We start from the raw sequence: 22395 nt of genomic DNA, 5'->3' as shown, positions 1-22395 counted from the left end.
CAACGGCGGTCTCAGAACGGCGGCCAGGGAATCGGGCGGTGTCCCGGCGGATGCGGCATCGTCTCCCGCTGCACGAGGTCAACGGCCCGTTCGGCGAGCGCGAGGATCTCGTCGTCGGTGATGTGCCCGGCGAGTTCTGTGGTCAGCGGATGGTCGGCGGCGGCGAGGTGCTCGACGAGGTCGGCGAGATCCTCGAGCAGGTTGCCCGGGATCTGCTCGCCCGCCCAACCCCACAGCACGGTCCGCAGCTTGTCGTCGTAGTGCAGGCAGATGCCGTGGTCGATGCCGTATACGCCGCCGTCGAGGCCCTCGAGCACGTGACCGCCCTTGCGGTCGGCGTTGTTGAGCACCACGTCGAGCACGGCCATCCGTTGCAGCCGGGGGTCGTCGGCGTGGACGAGGATCACCGGCGAACCGACCGGGTCGAGGGCGCGCAGGATCGCGCGGTAGCCGTCGGGCACGGTGTCGGCGGGACACAGATCGACCAGGTCGAGCCGGTGCACCGGGAGTTCGGTCGCCGGGGATTCGGTGTTGTCGGCGGTGTCCACCCAGCGCTGCACCATGCCCGGTCCGAGCGGCCCGTCGCGGTGGACGGTCGTCGGGATCACCGACCAGCCCAGCGCGTCGGAGATCAGGTACGACGCCACTTCCCGCCCGGCAAGGGTGCCGTGTGGGAAGTCCCACAGCGGCACCTCACCGCGGACGGGTTTGTAGACGCACCGCACCTCGGTGTCGTCGAGGACCGCATCGCACACGAGGGTGGCGTTGCTGGCCGCCGGGATCCGGCCGATGATGACGAGTTCGCCGAGGCGCAGTGCGTCGGTGTCGTCGACGTCGGGCACGGGCCGTTCGGGTAGTTGGCTCACCACGATCCCGACCGGTCAGCCCTGCGGCGACGACCCCGGGTCGTCGTCGGACTCGGTGTCGGGTTCGTCGGAGGCGGGATCATCGGTCTCGTCGGTCTCCAGATAGCCGGCGTCGTCGGTCAGCGCCAGATTGCGGAACACCTCGGGGTCGACGAAATCCAGCGACTTGCTCAGCTCGGCGTCGCGCTTGTAGCCGTTGGTCCGCACGCACAGGTGGCCGTCGGGATCGAGCGGCTCGTGGCACAGCGGGCAGGGTGCCCGTCCGGCCGAGATGACCCGGGTCGATCGGGCGGCGAACTCGCGGGCGGCATCGGTGGACAGGAAGACGCGCACGGCGTCGGGTCCCTCGTCGGTGTCGTCGAGGACGACACTCTCGTCGAACTCACCTTCGGTGATCGCGAGCAATTCCACGACGACCGACTGTGCTTCGGCGTCCCACCCGAGTCCCATGGTGCCGACCCGGAATTCCGCGTCGACGGGCATGACCAGTGGGCTCAGATCGCCGACCCGATCGTCCTCGGGCGGGATCGGCGTGCCGAACCGGCGGTTGATCTCCTCGAGCAGCGCGCCGATCCGGTCGGCGAGGATCGCCACCTGCTGCTTTTCCAGCAGCACGCTGACGATCCGGGTTTCATGCACCGCCTGGAGGTAGAACGTGCGGTCGCCGGGCTGACCGACGGTGCCGGCGATGAACCGGTCCGGGCTGCGGAACACATGTATCGCGCGAGCCATCACACCTCCTTGTTCGTGTTGTCCATTATCCGCGCGCCCCCGAGGTAGCCGCAGCGTTGCGGTCGGGTTCGGTGCCGTCGATGCCGGTCGACCCGCCGACCACCGCGTCGTCGCCGGTCTCCCCTGCCACCTTCTCTTTCGTACGCGGCGGCACCGACAACACCGCGGTGCTGTTGACGGTGTGCACATACGGCCGGGTCGGGCTGTAGCGGATCACGCTGATCGACGCCGGCTCGACGACGATCCGCTGGAACGAGTCGAGGTGCATGCCCATCGCGTCGGCGATCACCGACTTGATGACGTCACCGTGCGAGCAGGCCAGCCAGACGCCGCTGCCGTCGGGGCCGCCGTAGGTGCGGTCGAGGTCGCGGACCGCGGCGACGGCGCGTGCCTGCACTGCGGCCAGCCCTTCACCGTCGGGGAACACCGCGGCCGACGGATGCTGCTGCACGGTCTTCCAGAGGGGTTCTTTGACCAGGTCCTTGATGGGCCGGTTGGTCCAGCTGCCGTAGTCGACCTCGGCGAGGGCGTCGACGACGATCTCGGGGACCTCTCGGTCGGGGTCGGCGTCGAGTGCGGCGAGCAGCGGGGCCACGGTCTGGGCGCAGCGTTCCAGCGGGGAGCGAGCGACCGCGGAGATCTCGCCGAAGCAGGAACCGAGCCGGTCGAGCAGCGCCGTCGCCTGTTCGCGGCCCTTGTCGTCGAGGGCGACGCCCGGCGTGCGGCCGGCGAGCACCCCGGATGTGTTGGCCACGGAGCGCCCGTGGCGCACCAGGATCACGGTCATGGCACCACCTTAGTGGTCACCCAGGACATGGCCGGGCGGGTCACGTCGCGCTGATGGTGCCGGTGGCCAGCAGACCGATGAGGATCAGGCCGACGATGACGCGGTAGGCACCGAACCAGTTCATCGAGTGGTTGCTGACGAAGCGCAGCAGCCAGGCGATGGCGGCATAGCCGATGACGAAGGCGATCGCGGTCGCGACGAACAGCTGCGCGCCGGTGGCCTCCATGCCGTCGCCGCTGGGGTGGAAGGCGTCGGGCAGGCTGAACAGCCCGGATGCGGTGACCGCCGGGATGGCGAGCAGGAACGAGAAGCGGAACGCGGCCTCGCGTTCGAGCCCGAGGAACAGGCCGGCGCTGGCCGTGGCACCGGACCGGGAGACGCCGGGGATCAGCGCGAGACATTGCGCCGCGCCCATCACCAGACCGTCGCGCAGGGTGAGCTGTTCGAGCGGACGGTTCTTGCGGCCGTATCGCTCGGCCAGCCAGAACACCCCGGCGAACAGGATCAGCACCGTCGCGACCAGCCACAGGTTGCGGCCGGTGGTGCGGATCTGATCCTTGAGGACATAGCCGATGATGCCGATCGGGATGGTCGCGAAGATCACGTACCAGCCGATCCGGTAGTCGAGTCCGCGCTCGTCGCGGTTGCGCAGGCCACGGAACCAGGCAGTCACGATGCGCACGATGTCGCGGGCGAAGTAGACCAGCACGGCGGCCTCGGTCCCGAGCTGGGAGACGGCGGTGAACGACGCACCGGCGTCACCGCCGAACATGATCTCCGAGGCGATCCGCAGGTGCCCGGACGACGAAACGGGCAGGAACTCGGTGATCCCCTGCAGCGCGCCGAGCACGATCGCTTGGGTCCACGTCATGGTGTCAGTCACGGCGGGTGATGCTACGTGGAAATGCGGCCGGCCGTTCGACCCCGATCTCCTCGGCTGCTCGGCGTGCCGCACTATGGGGTCATGCCAGTCCCGCGTTCGCTGCCGAAGTCCGCCGCGTGTGCGGTCAGTGTCCTCACCGCCCTCGGGTTGCTCGCCGGGTGCGGTTCGTCGGATTCGTCGTCGACCCCGAATGTGCCCACTGTCACACCGGCTTCCGCGGTTGCCGCGCCACCCGGCCCGGCCGCGCAACCCGCCGGCACCGTCGTGCCGACACCGGCGAACAGCCGCGATCTGGCGGTCGACGGCGACACGATCGCAATCCTCGATCCGGCCGGGACCACGGTTCTGCGCTACCCCACCGCCACCCCCGATCAGGAGCCGCAGCGCTCGGCCACACCGCCCCTGACGCACCTTGTCGGCGCCGGTGACGGCACGTTCGTCGGCGTCGGCCCCAAGGTCATCGCGCGCATCGACAGCACCGGTGCGGTGACCACCACCGCGACGACGATCGACAACCCCACCGCGGTCGCCAACACGGCGGCCGGACAGGTACTCGTCGGCACCGCGCAGGGACATCTGATCGTGTTCGGCTCCGACCTCAAGCCGGGCCGCGAGATCGACGGCTTCGTCGGCGTCGACGACATCACCGTGTCCCCCAAGGGCGCCGATCTGCCGTCGGAGCAGGTGGTGGTGCTCGACCGCGCGCAGTCGTCGGTGACGCCGGTGAACCTCGACGACGGCACGCTCGGTCCCGCACTGCGGGCCGGCAACGGCGCGACCAACTCGACGGTCGACCGCTACGGACGGGTGCTGGTGGCCAACACCCGTGACGGCGAACTGCTGGGTTTCTTCGGCTCACCGCTGGTCATGCGGTTCCGCTATCCGGTGGCGTCGGGTCCGTACGCCGTAGACTACGACGACACCCGCAACCTGGCGTGGGTGTCGACAACCGCGAACAACGAGGTGGTGGCCTATGACCTGTCCGGCGGCGAACCCGTGGCCCGACATCGGTTCCCGGCGGTCGCACAACCGGACAGGATCGCCGTCGACGACGCGTCGGGCACCGTCTACGTCCTCTCCGCACGGGGTGGACTGCAGATCGCGCCGGCCGCTGCGGTCGACTGAGATGCCACCGACCGACCGGGCCGCCGCTGCCGACCGGATCAACCATGTCCGTTAGCTCACGTCTGGGCGCCCGTTATCCCCGCGGCTGGGAGGTCAGCACCGAGACCCACGAGTGCCTGCTGCTCAACCTGCCACCCGACGTCACCCGCGTGACCGCATCGATGCGCCTGGCGATCGAAGCGGAGTTCGGCGGGTGGGAACTCAAGCGGGTTCGCCTGTACCCCGACGGCAGCCGGAAAGTGTTGCTGCGTCGCAAGAAACCGCCCCGTGGTGCGCCACTACAATCGGGCACACAACCAGGAGCTGCCGCATGCTGAGCCGGATCAACCACGTGCTGTATCCGATCCTGTTGCAGTTGATGTTTCGGCTCTCCCCCGAGCGCATCCACGCGATCGCCGCCGGGGCACTGCGATTCACCGGAAACACCCCGGGCGCACGGCAACTGGCGGCCAAGGTGCTCACGACCCACGATCCGGTGTTGCGGCAGAACGTCTTCGGTGTCGACTTCCCGGCACCCCTGGGTCTCGCGGCCGGCTTCGACAAATCCGCCTCCGCGGTGAACGCTTGGGGCCAAATCGGTTTCGGCTACGCCGAGATCGGCACCATCACCGGCCAACCACAGCCCGGCAATCCCACTCCCCGCCTCTTCCGCCTGCCCGCCGACCGAGCGTTGATCAACCGGATGGGGTTCAACAATCCGGGCGCCACGGTGGCCGCCGAACATCTCGCCGCCGGTCGACCCGGTCCGGTCCGGGTACCGATCGGCGCGAACATCGGCAAGACCAAGGTGGTGCCGGTCGACGACGCCGTCGACGATTACCGGTTCAGCGCACGGGTTTTGGGGCCGTTCTGCGACTTCATGGTGGTCAACGTCAGTTCCCCCAACACCCCGGGACTGCGCGATCTGCAAGCCGTCGACTCATTGCGCCCGATCCTCGCCGCCGTGCAGGCCGAGGTGAAGGTGCCGGTGCTGGTGAAGATTGCGCCCGACCTCGCCGACGACGACGTCGACGCCGTCGCCGATCTGGCCGTGGAATTGGGGTTGGCGGGCATCGTCGCCACGAATACCACCATCAGCCGGGATGGCCTGCGCACCCCGGCCGACGAGGTGGCCGCCATGGGGGCCGGCGGCCTGTCCGGTGCACCGGTTGCCGCACGGTCGCTGGAGGTGTTGCGCCGCTTACATTCTCGGGTCGGCGGCCAGATCGCGCTGATCAGCGTCGGCGGCATCGAGACCGTCGATCAGGCATGGGAACGAATCTGCGCCGGCGCCAACCTCCTTCAGGGCTACACGCCGTTCATCTACGGCGGACCCGTGTGGATCAAGGAGATTCACGACGGCCTCGCGGCGCGGGTCCGCGCCGCCGGCTACACCAGCATCAGCCAGGCAGTCGGCAGCGCGAACTCTTCTGCTCCCTGAGTCGATTCAGACGTTCTCCGACGGCTGTTCGTAGGTACCGACGATCGTTGCCCGCGCAATGGCGTGGGAGAACAGGTTGAACCCGAGGTAGGCCGGGGTGGCCCCGTCGGGCAACCCGAGCGACTCGACGTCGACGGCATGCACCACTACGTAGTACCGGTGCGGGCCGTGTCCGGGCGGCGGGGCGGCACCGATGAATCGCTTCTGCGACGCATCGTTGGCGAGGGTGACCGCACCCGCGGGCAGGCCGCTGCCGTCGTCATCGCCGGCGCCCTCGGCCAGTGAGGTCGTCGCCGCGGGGATGTCGGCGACCGCCCAGTGCCAGAATCCGGATGCGGTCGGGGCGTCGGGGTCGTAGACGGTGACCGCGAAACTCTTGGTCTCCGAGGGGAATCCGGACCAGCTCAGCTGCGGCGAGAGATCGGATCCACCCGCACCCATGATGCCGCTGACCTGCTGATTGCGCAGCGGCGCACCGTCGCTGACGCTCTCGGAGGTCAGGGTGAACCCCGGCAGGGTCGGCAGGGGTTCGTACGGGTTGAACGACGACGTCATCGAATCACCTTTCTCGACTACTTGATTGCGGACTTGAGAACCATCTAACTAGCTGTGCAACAGAAAGTGTTCGAGAACCCGGGTTCCGAACAACACCGCGTCCACCGGAACACGTTCGTCGACGCCGTGGAACAGCGCCGCGAAGTCCAGTTCCGGCGGCAGCTGCAGCGGCGCGAAACCGAAGCAGCGGATGCCCAGTTTGGCGAACGCCTTGGCATCGGTGCCGCCGGAGAGCATGTAGGGCACGGTCTTACCGTCGGGGTCGTGGGCGAGGATCGCGTCGTTCATCGCATCCACGAGGTGACCGTCGAAGGTCGTCTCGTAGGAATCGAGATGGGTGATCCACTCGCGGGTGACGTTCGGCCCGATCAGTTCGTCGAGTTCCTTCTCGAACGCGGCCTGTCGCCCGGGCAGCACCCGGCAGTCGATGACAGCCTCGGCCTTCTGCGGGATCACGTTCGCCTTGTAGCCGGCCTTGAGCATCGTCGGGTTGGCGGTGTCGCGCAGGGTGGCGCCGATGATGCGGGCGAGGTTGCCGAGTTTGAACAGCGTGGTGTCGAGGTCCGGTGCGTCCGGCCGCAGGTCCAGGCCGGTTTCGGCGGACACCGCGGCGAGGAACTCGGCGACCGAGTCGGTCATCACCAACGGGAAGGTGTGCCGGCCGATGCGGGCGACCGCTTCGGCCACCTCGGTGACGGCGTTGTCGCTGTGCAGGAACGAGCCGTGGCCCGCGGTGGCGTCGGCAGTCAGCCGCATCCAGGAGAGCCCCTTCTCGGCCGTCTCCACGAGATACAGGCGGCCTTGCGAGCCGTCCGGCCGGTCGACGGTCAGGGAGAAGCCGCCGACCTCGCCGACCGCATCGGTGATGCCCTCGAACAAGTCGGGACGGTTCTCCACCAGCCAGTGCGACCCCCAGGTGCCGCCGGCCTCCTCGTCGGCGAGGAAGGCGAACACGATCTCCCGCGGCGGGACAGTGCCGTCGCGCTGGAACTGCCGGGCCAGGGCCAGCGCCATCCCGACCATGTCCTTCATATCCACGGCACCGCGACCCCAGATGTAGCCATCGGCCACCGACCCGGAGAACGGGTGGACACTCCAGTCGGCCGGTTCGGCCGGCACCACGTCGAGGTGGCTGTGCAGCAGCAGTGCGCCGCGGTCAGAGTCCGGTGGGCCGGGTAGCCGCGCGAACACATTGCCGCGACCCTCCCGACCGGATTCGACGTACGCGGTGGTGTAGCCCACTTCCTCGAGGAGTTGAGCAACCCATTTGGCGCACTCCTCCTCGCCCTTGGTGGTCTCCGGTTCGCCGGTGTTGCTCGTGTCGAACTGGATCAATCGGCTGACGAGATCGACAACTTCGTCGACGGCCCGCGGGCCCTGAGGCTGGGAAGTCACCCCCCACTCCTACGGGATTTGGGATACGCGGGCAACCTCGGTTATGGTTGTGCGCGCTACAGCGAGTCCGAGTGGCGGAATGGCAGACGCGCTAGCTTGAGGTGCTAGTGCCCTATTAACGGGCGTGGGGGTTCAAGTCCCCCCTCGGACACCGAGTGAAAGACCCCGACCAATTGGTCGGGGTCTTTCGCATTCGGGGCCGACGGTAGATTGTCGCGAGTGAGTGACGGGGGCGAGTGGGTCAAGGCGGAGCAACTCCTCCCCGCCGAGCTCCGCCCCTATCTCAACCGCTTCGACGCCCTCAATCCGCTGCAGGCCGCGGCCGTCCCCGCGGTGCTCGGCTCCGACCGGCACCTGATGGTCGTGGCCCCCACCAGTTCCGGCAAGACCCTCGTCGGCGAGGTCGCCGCCCTGCGGTCGATCCTTCTCGAACGTAAACCCGCAGTCTGGCTGTTGCCGGCGCGAGCGCTGGCCGGTGAGATCGCCGCGACGACCGCCCGCTGGCGACAGCATGGCATCACCTCGCTGGAGCTGACGGGCGAGACCAACATGTCCAGTGCGCACATCCGACGCGCCCAGCTGTGGGTCGCCACGACGGAGAAGTTCGAGGCGCTCTACCGGCGGTCGTCGTTGCGTGAACACCTCGACACCATCGGCTGCCTCATCGTCGACGAGGTCCATCTGGTCGGCGACGTCGACCGCGGCGCGACCCTCGAGTCGCTGATCGCGCGCCTGCGCTCTGACCAACGGCGCACCCGGATCGTCGCACTGTCGGCGACCGCCTCCAACGCCGGCGAACTGGCCGCCTGGTTCAATGCCGAGCTGATCCGAACCGATTGGCGACCAACAGTTCTCACCACCGAAGTGGTGCCCTTCGACGACGGCGACAGCAAATCCGAATACGAGGCCGAGCAGGAGGGCAAGGATCAGGCGCTGACGCGGCTCGTCGCCGGCCTCGACGACAGCGGCAGCCTCCTCGTGTTCTGCGGCAGCAAACTGGCCGTCCGACGCACCGCGGCGTTGCTGGCCGGACTGCCGTTCCACCGCGACGGCGACGAGCAGGTCCTCGCCGAGAGCGCCTTCGCCGCCGGGGTCGGTATGCACTACCGCGACGCGCCGCAGGCCGCGCGGGCGCTGCGGGCGTTCAACGCCCGGCAGATTCCGATGCTGGTGGCGACCACCGGATTGTCGACCGGGGTGAACACGCCGGCGCGAGTGGTCGTGATCCGGGATCTGGTGCTGGGGTTGGACTCCCCGTTGGAGGTCAGTCAGGCCCAGCAGATGCTGGGCCGGGCGGGCCGAGCCGGGCAGGAGTCCCACGGGTACGGCTACGTGCTGGTCCCGCGGCATCGGGAGACGGAGTGGCGCGCCAAACTCGACCTCGGTTACACCGTCCGCAGCCAGGTGCGTGGTCAGCTCGCCGACGTCCTTCTGGCCGAGATCCTGCTGGGATCGATCACCGATCGGGCCAGCGCGGAAAGTTGGTTCCGCAGCACCTTCGCCTACGCGCAGACCAAGAAACAGACCGACCTCGGTGCGGCGATCACCTTCCTCGTCGACCACGGCCTCGTCGCCGACGCCGACGGCCAACTCGGGGTGACCGAGATCGGAGCCTTGACCACCCGCCTGATGATCGACGCCGCCTCGGCCGGCGGGCTGCGACAGGCCATCACGTCACCGGAACGACCCCTCGATGCCGACGACGCCGAGCGGATCGTACTCGAGATCGTGGTGAACAATGTTGCGCCACTGCATCAGTGGCCGGTCAACCCGCGCCTCTACCGCACCTGGGCCGACGACATCCTGTACACCTACGACGCGTCGGCCGGATTCCCCGACGACGAGTTCGGACCGTCCTTCGCCCTGGCCGCCGCCCTTGCGGCGGTGCGGGATCCGGCCCGCATCGGTCGCAACCTCCCACCCGGGGCGACACCCGCCGAAATCCGCCGCGTCATCGACACCCTCCCTCGCTATCTCTCGTGGGCGGCGGCCCTGGGGTATCTCGGCGAGGGCGACTGGGCGCCGGCGGTGGCCGGCGATCTCGCGCGGCGGCTCACCTGGTGGCATCTCTCGCCGCACCCCGAGCGCGGCGCGGGCCGGCTGCTGTGGTTCCTGGAGCGGCTTCTCGATCCGGAGAATCGACGGACGGGGATGCCCGACCTGTATCGGCGCGCCCGGCGGGCCGGTTTCGACACCCCCGATCGCATCCACCGCAGCCCACGCGGGGTAGACGTCTCACCGGAGCAGTTCGACGTCGTCGCGCACGGTCGCGCGGTGCTCGACATCGAGCCGCCAGAAGGCCTTGTCCTCGAGCATCATGCGTCGCCGGTCGAGGCACGGTTGACGGTGCTCACCACCGCCGGACCGTTCCGAGACCGGTCGACCGCCGTGCCGGCGCCCCGATCGCTGCCCCTGCCGCACCCGAGTTCGCCGGTGGCCACGGACCTGGCGGCCGACGTCTTCGTGTACACCCGCGACGGCGATTTCGCCTACCAGAACCTGGTCACCGACCTGCCCGTCGATGAGGAACCAGCCGGACGCGATCCCGTCGAGGCCGCCCGCGACCTGCTCACCGACCTCGAGCCGACACCGTCGACCAACGGCGGCGGAAAACGGCGCGGGTCCGGCAAGCGCCGCCGAACTCTTGCCGAACTCCTCCCGCACGCCGCCCCCGACCCGCACCTCGCCGACGTCGCCGCCGCGCTGGCGCCCGGTCGCCCCGATGCGGTGACGCGCGCCGCGACCCTGCGGATCAACCTGGGTCGGCTACTGCCCGTCACCGAGGGCGCCGCGCGCGGGCCGCTGCGGGCGGCCGCCACCGTCCTCGTCGACGGCACCGCCTCGGCCAAGGAGTTCGAGTGTGTGTATCTCTCGCTCGCCGGCGCGCTGGGGTTACACGTCGGTGCGGCAACCACTTTCGGCGGTCGACTCGTCGCGCTGCTGCAGATCGAGGGCGACTGGTATGTCGCCACCCCGCTGCCGCCCGGCCAGTCGGTGACCGGAGCGCTCGATCCGCCGACGATTCCGGTTGGCCTACGGTCGCTGCCCGGCATCGAATTCGGTGCTGCGCCAACCGCTCCCGCGTGTGACTGGATGGGTGAGTTCGCGCCGGTGGGGTGAGTAGGTTGGCTAGCTGTCCTCCAGTTCTCGCCTACGGCGGTTGCGTTCCCGCTCTTGTTGTCTGCGGGCGTGTTTGGCTGCCACCCGACTCTGCGAACGAGTGGGCGGTGTTTCTGGTCCCTGAGGAGCCCGCGAGGCGCCAGCCGAGCGAGCGTCTCGAAGGGCCTCGGGCACCTTGAACCGAATCCGCCGTAGTCCGGGCAGCAACTGCTCCAGGTTCTCCGGATCTCCCGGAATCACCAGGCCTTCCGGGGTGATGAACTCCTGCTTGAGCCGCCCCGTCATCGGGTCACGGAACTGATCATCAATCCATCGGCCGAACGTCTTGAGCAGGTGCCCGAAGCGGCCTTTCGCATTCAAGTTCAGGTCGGTGGTCTGCCCACCCGCGCCCGGATGCTCGTGATCGAACTCCTCGACGTGGTCGAGGTCGGCGTCGAACGCCGAGGTGGTGTCCCCGGGAATCACCGAGTAGCCGTCGCGGACTCGGACGAAGGTGTCCAGGGCGGTCGACGGGCGGTAGGGGTTGGCCGGTTGGGTTGCGGGCAGCGTGTAGGTGCCGTCGGGGTTCATCGGCGTCCCTTTCGGAACGATCGGGCGGATCACCGCATCCGGCCGGGCCACCAGATCCCGCACTTGCTCGTCGGAGATCACGCCTTGCCCGGCGATGAACCCCGCATTCTGCTTCGCCCCAGTGACGGTGCCTTCATCGGCCACCACATGAATGACCACCGTGCTGGCCGGGGCGGTACCCGGTTCGGGGATCTCCGCGTCGCAGTCCTCCCGACCGCACAGGCACTCGAAGACGTTGCCGGTCAACAGGGTGAAGGTGGCATCCGAGCGGCGTTGATCCAGCGTGCGCGGATCCTGCTCACACGTCGCGGTGGCCAGTGCGTTGACGGCGGCTTTGGCGATGAGCGCGTTCTCGGCGGTCATCGTCGCCGATACTTGGGCCATCCCATCGGCGGTGGGCCGCGTCCAGAACCGACGCGCATCCTTCGCCCGACGCCGCGCTTCACGCACCGCGTCCGGATCATGCCGGAACACGATGCGATCGCACATCGTCTGCAGCCGGTGCATCGACCATGCCCCGTCGTGGAGGTCGAGTTCGGCGACGATGTCGGCGTCGACGTCCGGGGCACACGGTTGGCCGTCGACCAGATCGGTACGCGCGACGATCTTCCGCACCGCCTCGGCAGTGATCCGCCCGATCTTCAACCGCTCGGCCACCTGAGGGAGGCGATCGCGCAGCGCCAGGGCGCGGTGCAGCAGTTTCTCGGCCTCCCCTGGCCCACACACAACGACAACGAAACCCGGGCGGCGCAATCAGCGAACCCATCCTTCAACAAGAGGTCGTCGGCACGGTCAGAGTCGCCGACCAAACGCGCATGCAGTTCCGCAGCGATCTGATACTCATGCCACGCCAGATACGACTGGCCACGCACGCTGGAGATCAGTCCACCGACCAAATCATTGATCCCGGCGTCGGCGATATCGGAGGCGTGGACCTGACCGGTGTAGAAGGGTGGCAGGTCCGGCCAGGGCGAAGCCACCCTCCACCACGCCGACAACGGATCCACGACCAACGACCTTCCAAACACACGAACAGGACAGGGAGGATCGATCTGCCCACATCGTGTTGTCTGAAAGACCAAGGCCCACAAGGCCTCAGCTCGCGTCGTTCATTCTTGTTCGATCCGGTGACACCACTCTAGAACACCCCACCGACAAGTTCGGCTCACGCCGCTGGGGACCGGATCTGCTCGAAGGTCTCCGCGTCTACGCCACGAGTAACGACGACCTGCTCTCGGTGGCGCAGTGCGTGCTGGATTGCGGGTGTTGGACGAGGAGCGGATCTTGCGACCCGATTGGTTCGCCGAGTCCGCACAGATCGGTTGCGTCGGCGGCGATAACAGCTACTGGGTGTCGCCCTACGCGGCCTGGTGGCTCGCGCCCAGCTGATCATTCGCTGTCGGCCAGCGCTCCCGCCAACCGCGCCGCCGGATACGGCAGTTCGATGCCGTTCTTCTCGTAGGCCCGCAGGATCGAGTGCCGAAGCTGCCGGGCCGTGGCCCACTGGGCGTTCGGCTTGGTCTTGACGGTCATCCGCAACACCACCCGGTCCGCGGTGACGTCCTGGACACCGAGCATCTCGGGCTCGCCCAGGACATCCGCAGCCAGCGCGTCATCGGCCACCGCGTCGTGGGCGGCCTGCAGCGCCACCTCTTGCGCGCGATCCAGATCGGCGGTGAGCGACACCGGCAGTTCGATGCGTGCGACCGCATACTCCTGGCTCATATTGCCGACGCGCAGGATCTCGCCGTTACGCACGTACCAGAGGGTGCCGTCGATGTCGCGCACGGTGGTGATGCGCAGTCCGACCGACTCGACGGTGCCCGACACCTCGCCGAGATCGACGACGTCGCCGACGCCGTACTGGTCCTCGAGCAGCATGAACACACCGGACACGAAGTCCCGCACCAGGTTCTGCGCGCCGAAGCCGATCGCCAGGCCGACGATGCCGGCCGAGGCCAGGAACGGTGCGATGTTGACACCGAGCACGCTCAGGATCGACAGCACCACCCAGACGAGCAGCACGATCGACACCGTCGACTTCATGACCGACCCGATGGTCTGGGCGCGTTGGGCGCGACGTTCGGCAATCGCGGGATTCCGCACGACACCCGACCGATCCCGCAGGTGGCGCACCAGCGCAGGCGGCTTGCGATCACCCGACGGGCGGCGGGTGGCCCGGTTGATCACTCGGTGCGCGAGATAGCGAATCACCAACGCGGCCACCACATAGGCGACGATCCGGATCGGGTTCTCGATCAGCCACTCGCGGTTTGTGTCCGTCCATTCGAAGGCAAGCTGTTGAGCGGTCATGTCCTACGACCGTACGGATGATCCACACAGCGTCAAACCACTTGATAGGCAAGTGTCAGCTTGCCTATAGTGGGTTCGTGGTAGACGTGTTCCACGCCCTCGACGACGAGACGAGGCGCATCATTCTCGACGAACTCGCCGCTCACGACGGTCAGACGCTGTTCGAGATCTGCTCACGACTCACCATGCAGCACGGCCGCAACCTGACGCGGCAGGCGATCTCCCAGCATCTCGGCGTCCTCGAATCGGCCGGGTTGATCGTCACCGAACGCCGCGGACGTGCGAAATATCACTACTTCACCCCGGGTCCCCTCGCCGAGATCGCGCGACGGTGGCCCATCAGCGAGAGGAACGACCCATGAGAATCAATCTCACCAGCGTCTTCGTCGACGACCAGAACGCCGCCCGCGCCTTCTACACCGACACACTCGGCTTTCGGGTGCACCATGACATCCCGTTGGGCGAGGCGTCGTGGCTGACCGTGGTCTCCCCCGACGCGCCCGACGGTCCGGAACTGCTGCTCGAACCCGCCGGACATCCAGCCGTCGCGCCCTACCGCGACGCACTCAAGGCCGACGGCATACCGCTCGCCCAGTTCGCCGTCGACGACGTCGAGGCCGAATATGCCCGTCTGACCGCAAACGGCGTCGTGTTCACCATGGGACCCACCGACGTCGGCGCCGTGATGGTCGCGGTGTTCGACGATACGTGCGGCAATCTCATTCAGATCGTGGCCGAAAAGTAGGAACGGCCAGTCTCACTTCACAAAGGCATCACGATCGGGCGAACTCCGCGTTTACCACACCGAAACATATTTACGATGCTGCTCATGACCAAGTGGACGAACGCATCGGTGGCTGCGGTGGCTGCGCTCACGGTCGTCGGCGGGGCGGTGATCGGTATCGGGCAGGCCGATGCGGCGCCGCGGTCGGCGACGTTTCCGCTGCTCCAGAACGGCACGACGGTGAACGGTTGGGGCTGGACGGGGACGTTGCTGTCCAAATCCCAGACCCGGGATGCCTATCGGCTGGGCATCCTCGGAGCCATCAATCCGGGTGCGGTGACGGCCTACCAGAAGGCGGTCACACCCGGTCAGGGCGCAGGATGCGTCGTCGTCTACCACGCCACCAAGAGCGGGGACGTCGAAAACAGCGCCACCTACATCCGAACCCTGACGTACGCACTCCGGACTCCCGACACGATCAACGCCCCATATTGGAGCACCCGGAACTTCCGCTGCGTCTGACCGCGGCGGCACCGACCATAATGGTGCGGTGACCCGCCTCTTCTTCGACTGCGACACCGGAATCGACGACTCACTCGCGCTCCTCTACCTCTTGGCGCGCACCGACATCGACCTGGTCGGCATCGCCTCGACCGGCGGCAACGTCCCCGTCGACGTCGTGGCGACCAACAACCTGTCCTGGCTCGAGGTGTGCGGACGGACCGACATCCCGGTGCACATCGGCGCAGCCCAACCACTGGTGGCGCAGATGCGCACCACCGAGGAGACACACGGACCGCTCGGCGTCGGCTACGCCGAACTCCCACTGCCGACCACACCGGCGAGTCACGTCGACGCCGCCGACGCCTGGATCGACGCCACGCGGAAACACCCGGGCGCGCTCATCGGCCTGGTGACCGGGCCGCTCACCTCGTTGGCCACCGCCATTCGTCGCGACCCGGCGCTGCCCACCCGACTCGCTCGTCTGGTCATCATGGGCGGAGCGTTTCGGGCGCACGGCAACACCACGCCGACGACGGAGTGGAACATCGCCGTCGACCCCGAAGCCGCCGCCGAGGTGTTCGGCGCCTTCGGTCGCGACGGTGCCGCACCGCCGATCGTCTGCCCACTCGACCTGACCGAACAGATCGCGCTGACCCCCGACCACTTGGTCCGGCTCGCCGCAGCGGCCGGCAGTACACCGTTGGAATGCCCGGACCCCGCCGATGAACCCGGCCTGCGGTCGGTCGCCGACAACGTCGTGATCCGGCACGTCGTGGACGCGCTCCGGTTCTATCTGGAGTTCCATCAGGCGCACGACGAGGGATACATTGCGCACCTGCATGATCCGTTCGCCGCCCTGGTGGCCCTCGCACCCGACATCGTCACCACCATCCCGGCGCGGGTCGACGTAGAACTCGTCGGCACCCTCACCCGCGGCATGACCGTCGCCGACGAGCGCGCCATGACCGGCGAGCCCAACGCGCGCATCGCCACCGCCACCGACGTCGACGCGGTGTTCGACGAACTGCTCGAGCGCATCGCCGATCTCGCCCGAACAACTGCCACGTCCGCGTCCGGTCAGGCGTAGCGTCGAGGAGGTGACTCGACTCGGCTACCAGATCCCCAACTTCACCTACCCCGGCGTCTCCGCCGATCAGCTGTACCCGACCATCGTTGCCCAGGCGGTGGAGGCCGAGGCCTCCGGCTTCGACACCGTTCTGGTGATGGACCACTTCTACCAACTACCGCTGCTCGGCACTCCCGACCAGGAGATGATCGAGTGCTACACGTTGTTGTCCGCACTCGCGCAGCACACCAAGCGGGTACGGCTGTCGTCGCTGGTCACCGGCAACACCTACCGCAATCCGACGCTGCTCGCCAAGACCGTGACTGCGCTCGACCTCGTCTCCGGCGGACGCGCGCAACTCGGCATCGGTGCCGGTTGGTACGAGTTCGAACATCAGTCTCTCGGTTACGAATTCGGCACCTTCACCGATCGCTTCCAGAAGCTCGAGGAGGCCCTGCAGATCATCCTCGGCATGTTGCGCAGCGAGAAGCCGACCCTCGACGGCAAGTGGTACACCGTGCACGAAGCACTGAATGTGCCTGCGCCGCTGTCGAAGATCCCGGTGATGATCGGTGGCGGCGGCGAGAAGAAGACGCTCCGAATGGTTGCCCAGTACGCCGACGAATCCAACATCATCTGTGGACCCGGCGAGATCGGCCGCAAGCTCGATGCGCTCGCCGCACACTGCGAAACCTACGGCCGCGACCCCGCCGACATCACGGTGACCCTGCAGACCTCGGCCTGCATCGCCCCCACCCACGACGAAGCCGTCGCCGAACTCGACGCGTATTTCCAACGCAATCCGGCCGCCGAGCCCCGTCGCGGCACCACCATCGTCGGCGACCCGGACGAGGTCGCCGGCGCCTACGAGGCGCTGAAGGTCGCCGGCCTCGACGGCTTCACCGTCAACGCACCCGCCAACGGCCATGTGCCGGGCCGTGTTTCACTGCTCGGCGAAACCCTGGCGAAGGTGGTCCCCTCTCACTGAGCAAACGCGCAGGAGGTCAGTCCTCTTCCAGGCTGTGGTGATCGAGGTTGACGGTGCCGGACCGCCAGTAACCGTCCACCTTGACCCGCTCCTTCGGCAGACCCAGCTCGCGGCGCAGGTACCGGCGGATCGGCTTGAGCGAGTTGGCTTCTCCGGCGACCCAGACGTAGAAGTTGTCGTCGGGCAGGTCGGCCGAACGCAACGCCTGGTCGATGAGCGGGCTGTTGCCGGGATCGGCGCCGTTGCGGTGCACGAAGTGCACCTCGGCTCCGTCGCGTTCCGGCAGCTCGACCTCGGACTCGGGTCCCGCCACCTCGACGAACGCGATCACACGCTTGTCGGCGGGCAGGTCCCCCATCCAACGGGCGAGGGCCGGGACGGCGGTCTCGTCGGCGCCGAGGACGTAGGTGTCGTAGCGGGGGGGATAGTTGTGCGAGCCCCGCGGACCGAGCATCCCGAGTCGGTCGCCGGCCGCGGCGGCCCCCGCCCAGGCGCCGGCGACGCCGTGCTCGTGCAGGACGAACTCGATGTCAAGGCGCCCGAGTTCGCGGTCGTAGCCGCGCACCGTGTAGTCGCGGTAGATCGGGAAATGGCCCTCGGCAGGCAATTTCATGCCATCCGGCCCGACGCCGGGCATGGTGATCTCACCGGTCTCCGGGTCGGCGAAGAACAGCTTGACGTGATCGTCGGGCGCCATGTCGACGTACCAGAAGTCTTGCGGTGACGAGATCTCGAAGGTGACGCGCCGCAATTCCGGCGAGAGATCCTTGACCGCGACAACCTCGACGGTGCGCGGCACCAGGTCGTACATCATCAGTCGGAGTTCGCTGGCGTGCGGCGTGAGATCCGGTTGCGTCATCAATGACCCTTCGGCTCGTCGATCCAGATGGCGCGGTGCGGCGGCGCCGTTGTGACGGATACCGGGATGCGATCCGCCGTCGAGGTTGGCCGCCGACTCGTCGACGATCGCCTGGACGATCTCGCCGGAGCGGATCGCCACGTTCGACAGCAGCGTCGACGTCAGGCCGTGCGTGTGTTCGGTGTTGCCCTGCACGAAGATTCGGCCGGTGACCGCAGGTGCGGTCTGCAGCCGGTACTGCCGGTCGAGAACGGGTCGCCCGTGCCGATCGGTCCGGCACTGCTCGGCAAGATCTCCGAGCATGTCGGCGACCGACGTCGGCTCGAAGCCGGTGGCGAAAATCACCGCGTCGCAATCGAAGACGCTCTCGGTGCCGGACAGTCGGTGTGCAACCCGCACGGTGACGCCGTCGCGATGTTCGTCGATGCTGATGACCTCGGAGGCGCCGTGTACGAACAGCCGACGCTGTCCGCTGACCCGCTCAGCGTATTCCCGTCGGTACAACTCGTGGATCAGTTCGGGATCAACCGCCGAGTAGTTGGTGCTGCGGTGGTAGTTCATCAGGCGATCGCGCCACACGGGCTCGGCACCGAAGAACTCGTCGACCACGTGCGGGTCGAACACCCGGTTGGCGTAAGGGCTGTCGTCGGCGGGTGTGTAGCCGTACTTGGCGAACACCGCGTGCACTTCAGTGTTGTTGCGGTCGTGCAGGTATCCGACGACCTCGGCCGCGCTCTGCCCGGCGCCGACCACCACGAACCGGTTGTGGGTGGCCGGACCGAGAGCCTCGAACTTGGCCAGCATCTGATGGTTGTGGAACACCCGACGACCCGGCGTCACGCCGACCGGGAGCTTCGCACGCAGACCACCGCCGAGGACGACGTTGCGCGCGGCGATGGTGCCCTGCGGCGAGGTCACCTCGAAGTGATCGTCCACCCAGCGGACGCTCTCGATGGTGCTCGCATAGTCGACCGGCACCGCCACCCGGCGCGCCGCCCAGGAAAGATAATCCTGGAACTCGTCGCGCAGCGGGAAGAAGTCCTGCCGGTTGATGAAGTCGGTCAGCCGTCCGCGATCCGCAAGATAATTCAGAAAGCTGTACGCGCTCTGCGGGTTTCGCTGCGTCGCGAGGTCCTTGAGAAACGACACCTGCATCGTCGCGCCGGGCAGCAGCATGTCCGGATGCCAACTGAACTCCGGCTTCTTCTCGAAGAAATGCGCGGTGACCGCATCTGTTCCGTCAACGGCCTGATTGTGCTCTTCGATCGCGATGGCCAGGGCCAGGTTCGATGGTCCGAATCCGACACCCACCACGTCGACCAGCGGTGACTGACGCACACGCACTCCTGTCGAAATCGTCACTGGTGCAAACACCCGCTCGCGGGCATGGTAATCCTAACCTAACGTCTGGGTGGGTGACGACTCGGCCCGGTCGAGGTCGTCGATGAGTCCGTTGCGCGCTCCCCCACGGTCCATGCCGGACCTGCGCAGGGCGAATCCGAGACACGGCGGCGCCATGATCGATGTCACCAAAGCGACCAGCACGATGATCATGTACACCGTCGGGGTGAACACTCCAAGCTGCAGACCGATGGTGGCGAGGATGATCTCCACCAGTCCGCGCGCGTTGAGTCCCGAGCCCAGCGCCAGCGACTCCCAGTGGCCGATGCCGGCCAGCCGTGCACCCGCATACGTGCCGGCGAGCTTGCCGACGACGGCGACGGCCAGCACTGCCAGCGCGACGAGTGCGGTGTCGAGGTGGGCCAGCTGGGTGAGATCGAGGTGCAGCCCGGCGGTGGCCAGGAACACCGGCGCGAACACCGCGGAGGTAACGATCTGCAAGGGCGCCAACGACTCCGGTGTTCGCTTGCCGATGAGCACCCCGGCCAGGAACGCACCCAGCGCCGCCTCCAGGTGCAGCGCACTGGTCAGCGCGCCGCAGCCGATGATCAGCAACACCGTGGGTGCGGTCACCGCGCCGGGCACGGCGGACGCCTCGAGCCGGTCCATGGCCCGGCCGACCGTCGGGCGCAACACGAACGTCACGAGCACGACGAGGGCGAGCGAGACGAGGGTCAGCGGCAGTTGCCATCCGCGCAGGCCGACGGTGGCCATCGCGGAGACGACCGCCAGCAGGATCCAGGCCCCGATGTCGATCACGGTGCACGACGCCAGGATCACCTGACCGAAGTCCTTGCGCAGCAGGTCGAGGTCGGTGAGGATCTTGGCGATCACCGGGATCGCACTGACCGACATCGCGGTGCCGAGCAGGATGACGAACTCGGCACACGTCGACCCGTCGCCGTGGAATCGTTCGGGCACCAACAGCCCCACACCGATCCCGAAGGCGAGCGGGATGGCGAACGACCACACACTGACCGAGGCGATCACTCGGGCGCGACGACGCAGCACACGCGCGTCGAGTTCGGCGGCCGCGAGCCCAACGAGCAACAGAATCCCCAGCTGCGCAATGGAGTTCACCATCTCGTTGGGGCCGCCGGCACCGAAGAGCCGATGGTGGAGACCGGGGAACACCCAGCCGAGGATCGACGGCCCGAGGACCACGCCGGCCAGCAACTCGCCGACCATTGCCGGTAGGCCCAGCCGTCGGGCGAGCAAGCCCAACAGCAAGGCCACGGCCAGCAATACGGCGAGTTGCGTCAACATCGGGCCTACCTCGGGTGATCTACGTCAGGCGTCGACCACGGCCGGTTCGGCCCAGGCCAGGCCGTCGTCGGTGGGCACGAGGCCACCGTGGAGTAGCGGCGCCTCGACGGTCGCCGCGCCGGTGGCGCCGCGGGCCTGGAAGGCGTTCATCTCCTCCATCACGTCACGGACGACGGGGGCACTGAACATGTGGCCCATCCGCTGACCGGAGTCGGTGTCCATGCCGCCGGTCTTGTTGGTCGCCTCGGTCAGCGCCTTGGTCGACGCGGTGAACTTCTCGATGATCGCGTCCGGGTCGGTCAGTGCGCTCTCCCCGGAGTAGCCGCCGGCGACCAGGGACACGAAAGCGGCCATGTCCTCGCGGTCGAAGTTGGTGACGCTGCGGGCCTTCCAGAAGTAGGAGTCCTCGGTCTGCTCCATGTCGTAGAAGGCCGACAGGAACTCGTAGAACACTGCGTACTCGCGGCGGTAGCGGCCCTCGAACTCGTCGAATGCCCGCTCCTCGGTCATGGTCCCGCTCAGCACGCTGTTGATCGACCGCGCGGCGAGCACCCCGGAGTAGGTGGCCAGGTGAACGCCGGTGGAGAACACCGGGTCGATGAAGCAGGCGGCGTCCCCGACGAGGACCATGCCGTTGCCCCAGAACGTGGTGTTGGCGTAGGAGTAATCCTTGCGCAGGCGGATCTCGCCGTAGGTGCCCTCGGTGACCCGGGTGGCGTCGGCGAGCATGTCGTCGACGATCGCGCAGCGCTTGATGTAGCGGTGCAGCGTCTCTTCCTGCGCGTTGATGACGTCGTCGATCTTGTCGCGGGAGAGCACCGCGCCGACGCTGGTGAGCGTGTCCGACAGCGGGATGTACCACATCCAGCCCTCGTCGAATGCTGCGCAGAGGATGTTGCCACTGTCCGGAGCGGGCAGCCGTTTGCCGTTCTCGAAGTAGCCGAAGACGGCGATGTTCTGGAAGAAGTCGGAGTAGATGCGTTCTCCACCTGCATATTTCGACATCCGGGTGGTGTTGCCGGAGGCGTCGACGACGTAGCGCGCGGTGATGCGGTGCTCGACCCGGTCGGCGTCGACGTAGGTCACGCCGGTGACCCGGCCGTTCTCGTCGCGTTCGGCTCCGTTGACGCGACAGTTCTGTCGGACGTCGACGCCGCAATCGGCAGAGTTCTCGAGCAGGATCTGGTCGAACTTCATCCGCTCGACCTGGTACGCGTAGGAGCCCTCACCGGCGAACTCGGGCGAGATGGCGAACAGGAAGTTCCACGGCACCGGATTCTTGCCCCAGCGGAAGCTGCCGCCCCGCTTACGCATGAAACCGGCGTCCTTGATCTTCTCGTCGACTCCGAGGAGCTTGCAGACACCGTGAATTGTCGAGGGCAGCAACGACTCCCCGATCTGGTAACGGGGGAAGGTCTCCTTCTCCAGCTGGATCACCCGGTGCCCGGACTTGGCGAGCATGGTCGCGGTCGTCGAACCGCCCGGGCCACCGCCGATGACCACGACGTCGACGGTTTCGGTGGTGGGGGTCGCGTTGCTCATGCCGACGCCTCCTCGGTGAGCTCACGGACCCAGGCACCGACGACCGGGTCGGAGGCCAGTGCCACCAGGTCTGCCTTCTCGGCACCGGCGGCCCGCCAGCGCTCGATCAACGACATCAGGCGGACCGAGTCCAGACCGAAATCGAGGACGTTGGTGTCGTCGGCGATCTCCGACGAATCGACCTGCAGGATCTCGGCGATGTCGCCGATGATGCGATCGCGTGTCAGCGTGCTGGCGCTGGTTCCCATAGACTCTCCTCCAGTGAATCCGACGGCGTGG

General features: G+C 67.5%; 23 protein-coding genes, 1 tRNA gene and 1 pseudogene. 11 read left to right on the top strand and 14 right to left on the bottom strand.

The window, feature by feature from the left end; translation table 11 throughout:
* Positions 1 to 11: 11 nt before the first annotated feature.
* The 4 genes from AAFP30_RS13070 to AAFP30_RS13055 are packed head-to-tail and all read right to left on the bottom strand — an operon-like array spanning position 12 to position 3268.
* The gene (locus tag AAFP30_RS13070) at positions 12 to 872 is read right to left on the bottom strand and encodes an SCO1664 family protein (RefSeq protein ID WP_419230724.1); all 861 of its coding nucleotides are present in this window, start codon (positions 870 to 872) and stop codon (positions 12 to 14) included.
* A 9-nt stretch (positions 873 to 881) separates the two neighbouring features.
* Entirely contained in the window at positions 882 to 1598 is a 717-nt protein-coding gene (locus AAFP30_RS13065; RefSeq protein WP_419230347.1) for a DUF3090 domain-containing protein, read from the bottom strand.
* 25 nt (positions 1599 to 1623) lie between these two features.
* On the bottom strand, positions 1624 to 2385 hold the full coding sequence (locus AAFP30_RS13060) for an MSMEG_4193 family putative phosphomutase (protein WP_419230346.1): 762 nt from the start codon (positions 2383 to 2385) through the stop codon (positions 1624 to 1626).
* 40 nt (positions 2386 to 2425) lie between these two features.
* Positions 2426 to 3268 carry an undecaprenyl-diphosphate phosphatase gene (locus AAFP30_RS13055; protein ID WP_419230345.1) on the bottom strand — a complete coding sequence of 281 codons (843 nt, stop codon included), beginning with the start codon at positions 3266 to 3268 and terminating at the stop codon, positions 2426 to 2428.
* An 81-nt stretch (positions 3269 to 3349) separates the two neighbouring features.
* Here AAFP30_RS13055 and AAFP30_RS13050 point away from each other — a divergent pair, with 81 nt between their 5' ends.
* From AAFP30_RS13050 to AAFP30_RS13040, 3 genes are read left to right on the top strand one after another with little or no spacing between them, the layout of a single operon-like run.
* On the top strand, positions 3350 to 4393 hold the full coding sequence (locus tag AAFP30_RS13050; protein ID WP_419230344.1) for a YncE family protein: 1044 nt from the start codon (positions 3350 to 3352) through the stop codon (positions 4391 to 4393).
* A 44-nt stretch (positions 4394 to 4437) separates the two neighbouring features.
* Positions 4438 to 4710 carry a DUF5703 family protein gene (locus AAFP30_RS13045; RefSeq protein ID WP_419230343.1) on the top strand — a complete coding sequence of 91 codons (273 nt, stop codon included), beginning with the start codon at positions 4438 to 4440 and terminating at the stop codon, positions 4708 to 4710.
* The gene (locus tag AAFP30_RS13040; protein WP_419230342.1) at positions 4704 to 5813 is read left to right on the top strand and encodes a quinone-dependent dihydroorotate dehydrogenase; all 1110 of its coding nucleotides are present in this window, start codon (positions 4704 to 4706) and stop codon (positions 5811 to 5813) included. Before AAFP30_RS13045 ends, AAFP30_RS13040 begins: the two co-directional genes overlap by 7 nt.
* A 6-nt stretch (positions 5814 to 5819) precedes the next feature.
* Here AAFP30_RS13040 and AAFP30_RS13035 read toward each other — a convergent pair whose 3' ends face one another.
* Positions 5820 to 6368, bottom strand: coding sequence for a YbhB/YbcL family Raf kinase inhibitor-like protein (locus AAFP30_RS13035; RefSeq protein WP_419230341.1), 549 nt, complete (start codon positions 6366 to 6368; stop codon positions 5820 to 5822).
* Positions 6369 to 6416: 48 nt separating this feature from the next.
* Complete coding sequence (locus AAFP30_RS13030; RefSeq protein ID WP_419230340.1) at positions 6417 to 7763, bottom strand: M20/M25/M40 family metallo-hydrolase; 1347 nt, start codon at positions 7761 to 7763, stop codon at positions 6417 to 6419.
* Between the two features lie 65 nt (positions 7764 to 7828).
* On the opposite strand from AAFP30_RS13030, the gene AAFP30_RS13025 reads away from it, so the two are divergent.
* A tRNA-Leu gene (locus tag AAFP30_RS13025) sits at positions 7829 to 7914 on the top strand.
* 68 nt (positions 7915 to 7982) lie between these two features.
* The gene (locus AAFP30_RS13020; protein WP_419230339.1) at positions 7983 to 10883 is read left to right on the top strand and encodes a DEAD/DEAH box helicase; all 2901 of its coding nucleotides are present in this window, start codon (positions 7983 to 7985) and stop codon (positions 10881 to 10883) included.
* 9 nt (positions 10884 to 10892) lie between these two features.
* Here AAFP30_RS13020 and AAFP30_RS13015 read toward each other — a convergent pair whose 3' ends face one another.
* Complete coding sequence (locus AAFP30_RS13015; protein WP_419230338.1) at positions 10893 to 12179, bottom strand: DUF222 domain-containing protein; 1287 nt, start codon at positions 12177 to 12179, stop codon at positions 10893 to 10895.
* The gene (locus AAFP30_RS13010) at positions 12095 to 12460 is read right to left on the bottom strand and encodes a hypothetical protein (RefSeq protein ID WP_419230741.1); all 366 of its coding nucleotides are present in this window, start codon (positions 12458 to 12460) and stop codon (positions 12095 to 12097) included. Before AAFP30_RS13010 ends, AAFP30_RS13015 begins: the two co-directional genes overlap by 85 nt.
* A 238-nt stretch (positions 12461 to 12698) precedes the next feature.
* On the opposite strand from AAFP30_RS13010, the gene AAFP30_RS13005 reads away from it, so the two are divergent.
* Positions 12699 to 12842 carry a hypothetical protein gene (locus AAFP30_RS13005; RefSeq protein ID WP_419230337.1) on the top strand — a complete coding sequence of 48 codons (144 nt, stop codon included), beginning with the start codon at positions 12699 to 12701 and terminating at the stop codon, positions 12840 to 12842.
* Here the strand turns inward: AAFP30_RS13005 and AAFP30_RS13000 are convergent, their stop codons facing one another.
* Positions 12843 to 13766, bottom strand: a complete 924-nt coding sequence (locus AAFP30_RS13000; RefSeq protein WP_419230336.1) for a mechanosensitive ion channel family protein — start codon at positions 13764 to 13766, stop codon at positions 12843 to 12845.
* Positions 13767 to 13852: 86 nt separating this feature from the next.
* On the opposite strand from AAFP30_RS13000, the gene AAFP30_RS12995 reads away from it, so the two are divergent.
* From AAFP30_RS12995 to AAFP30_RS12975, 5 genes are all read left to right on the top strand, one after another.
* A complete protein-coding gene (locus AAFP30_RS12995) occupies positions 13853 to 14128 on the top strand; it encodes an ArsR/SmtB family transcription factor (protein ID WP_419230723.1) in 276 nt (91 codons plus the stop codon).
* Positions 14125 to 14511, top strand: a complete 387-nt coding sequence (locus AAFP30_RS12990) for a VOC family protein (protein ID WP_419230335.1) — start codon at positions 14125 to 14127, stop codon at positions 14509 to 14511. The genes AAFP30_RS12995 and AAFP30_RS12990 overlap by 4 nt, the downstream gene beginning before the upstream one ends.
* Before the next feature lie 84 nt (positions 14512 to 14595).
* The gene (locus tag AAFP30_RS12985; RefSeq protein ID WP_419230334.1) at positions 14596 to 15012 is read left to right on the top strand and encodes a hypothetical protein; all 417 of its coding nucleotides are present in this window, start codon (positions 14596 to 14598) and stop codon (positions 15010 to 15012) included.
* Between the two features lie 28 nt (positions 15013 to 15040).
* Positions 15041 to 16081 (top strand): nucleoside hydrolase, encoded by a 1041-nt coding sequence (locus tag AAFP30_RS12980; protein ID WP_419230333.1) that lies wholly within the window; start codon positions 15041 to 15043, stop codon positions 16079 to 16081.
* 10 nt (positions 16082 to 16091) lie between these two features.
* On the top strand, positions 16092 to 17048 hold the full coding sequence (locus AAFP30_RS12975) for an LLM class F420-dependent oxidoreductase (protein ID WP_419230332.1): 957 nt from the start codon (positions 16092 to 16094) through the stop codon (positions 17046 to 17048).
* A gap of 16 nt (positions 17049 to 17064) precedes the next feature.
* On the opposite strand, the gene AAFP30_RS12970 is transcribed toward AAFP30_RS12975, so the two are convergent.
* The 5 genes and pseudogenes from AAFP30_RS12970 to AAFP30_RS12950 all read right to left on the bottom strand — a co-directional run bounded on the left by AAFP30_RS12970 (position 17065) and on the right by AAFP30_RS12950 (position 22364).
* On the bottom strand, positions 17065 to 17859 hold the full coding sequence (locus tag AAFP30_RS12970) for a siderophore-interacting protein (protein ID WP_419230722.1): 795 nt from the start codon (positions 17857 to 17859) through the stop codon (positions 17065 to 17067).
* A gap of 150 nt (positions 17860 to 18009) precedes the next feature.
* Positions 18010 to 19251: pseudogene (locus AAFP30_RS12965) on the bottom strand (lysine N(6)-hydroxylase/L-ornithine N(5)-oxygenase family protein); the annotation flags it as partial.
* Between the two features lie 51 nt (positions 19252 to 19302).
* A complete protein-coding gene (locus AAFP30_RS12960; protein ID WP_419230331.1) occupies positions 19303 to 20574 on the bottom strand; it encodes a cation:proton antiporter in 1272 nt (423 codons plus the stop codon).
* Between the two features lie 24 nt (positions 20575 to 20598).
* Positions 20599 to 22116: a tryptophan 7-halogenase gene (locus tag AAFP30_RS12955; RefSeq protein ID WP_419230330.1), complete on the bottom strand. Its 1518-nt coding sequence runs from the start codon at positions 22114 to 22116 to the stop codon at positions 20599 to 20601.
* Entirely contained in the window at positions 22113 to 22364 is a 252-nt protein-coding gene (locus AAFP30_RS12950) for a phosphopantetheine-binding protein (protein ID WP_419230329.1), read from the bottom strand. Before AAFP30_RS12950 ends, AAFP30_RS12955 begins: the two co-directional genes overlap by 4 nt.
* Between the last annotated feature and the right edge of the window lie 31 nt (positions 22365 to 22395).

The organism is Gordonia sp. CPCC 205515 (genome assembly GCF_048537925.1).
GTDB lineage: Bacteria > Actinomycetota > Actinomycetes > Mycobacteriales > Mycobacteriaceae > Gordonia.
The sequence above is the reverse complement of the archived record's forward strand: the minus strand, read 5'-3'. Positions and strand labels throughout refer to the sequence as shown.

Bases quoted from the DNA above. Each gene is read 5' to 3' on its own strand.
- AAFP30_RS13065 (WP_419230347.1), bottom strand. From the start codon at position 1,598: ATGGCTCGCGCGATACATGTGTTCCGCAGCCCGGACCGGTTCATCGCC.
- AAFP30_RS13060 (WP_419230346.1), bottom strand. From the start codon at position 2,385: ATGACCGTGATCCTGGTGCGCCACGGGCGCTCCGTGGCCAACACATCC.
- AAFP30_RS13050 (WP_419230344.1), top strand. From the start codon at position 3,350: ATGCCAGTCCCGCGTTCGCTGCCGAAGTCCGCCGCGTGTGCGGTCAGT.
- AAFP30_RS13045 (WP_419230343.1), top strand. From the start codon at position 4,438: ATGTCCGTTAGCTCACGTCTGGGCGCCCGTTATCCCCGCGGCTGGGAG.
- AAFP30_RS13040 (WP_419230342.1), top strand. From the start codon at position 4,704: ATGCTGAGCCGGATCAACCACGTGCTGTATCCGATCCTGTTGCAGTTG.
- AAFP30_RS13035 (WP_419230341.1), bottom strand. From the start codon at position 6,368: ATGACGTCGTCGTTCAACCCGTACGAACCCCTGCCGACCCTGCCGGGG.
- AAFP30_RS13000 (WP_419230336.1), bottom strand. From the start codon at position 13,766: ATGACCGCTCAACAGCTTGCCTTCGAATGGACGGACACAAACCGCGAG.
- AAFP30_RS12990 (WP_419230335.1), top strand. From the start codon at position 14,125: ATGAGAATCAATCTCACCAGCGTCTTCGTCGACGACCAGAACGCCGCC.
- AAFP30_RS12985 (WP_419230334.1), top strand. From the start codon at position 14,596: ATGACCAAGTGGACGAACGCATCGGTGGCTGCGGTGGCTGCGCTCACG.
- AAFP30_RS12970 (WP_419230722.1), bottom strand. From the start codon at position 17,859: ATGTACGACCTGGTGCCGCGCACCGTCGAGGTTGTCGCGGTCAAGGAT.
- AAFP30_RS12960 (WP_419230331.1), bottom strand. From the start codon at position 20,574: ATGTTGACGCAACTCGCCGTATTGCTGGCCGTGGCCTTGCTGTTGGGC.
- AAFP30_RS12955 (WP_419230330.1), bottom strand. From the start codon at position 22,116: ATGAGCAACGCGACCCCCACCACCGAAACCGTCGACGTCGTGGTCATC.
- AAFP30_RS12950 (WP_419230329.1), bottom strand. From the start codon at position 22,364: ATGGGAACCAGCGCCAGCACGCTGACACGCGATCGCATCATCGGCGAC.